Origin of the sequence: Paenibacillus apis (assembly GCF_018333295.1) — a bacterium.
GTDB classification, from domain to species: Bacteria; Bacillota; Bacilli; order Paenibacillales; family Paenibacillaceae; genus Fontibacillus; species Fontibacillus antibioticophila.
Genome location: NZ_BORS01000063.1, coordinates 1 through 314 on the forward strand (window position 1 = coordinate 1; position 314 = coordinate 314).

Genomic DNA, 314 nt, shown 5'->3' on the forward strand with positions numbered 1-314 from the left:
TGCGTCTAGAATAAAAAGTGGACACAGCGTTAAGTGACCCCAATAATATACTTAACGATGAAAGAGGTGTCCGCTATGGGAGAGCAGCGTCAGCGCTACAATGAAGAATTTAAAATGCAAGCTGTGAAGTATGTTCAAGAGCAGACGAAGACATTACCGGAGATCGCCGATGAAATGAACATACCTACAGGAACACTGAAAAATTGGATGACGAAATACCGTTCGTTTGAAAATGAGCCTATTACTAACCCAGAGAAAGTCCGTCAATTGGAGGAACTTCTTAAGGCTGCTGAGCGAGAGAAGCAAGACCTCGC

At 43.6% G+C, this 314-nt stretch carries 1 protein-coding gene; it reads left to right on the plus strand.

Annotated features, from left to right (window positions below):
* Positions 1-75: 75 nt before the first annotated feature.
* Positions 76-314, plus strand: a 239-nt coding sequence (locus KI362_RS25315) for a transposase (protein ID WP_301630988.1), incomplete at its 3' end; no start/stop codon positions are given.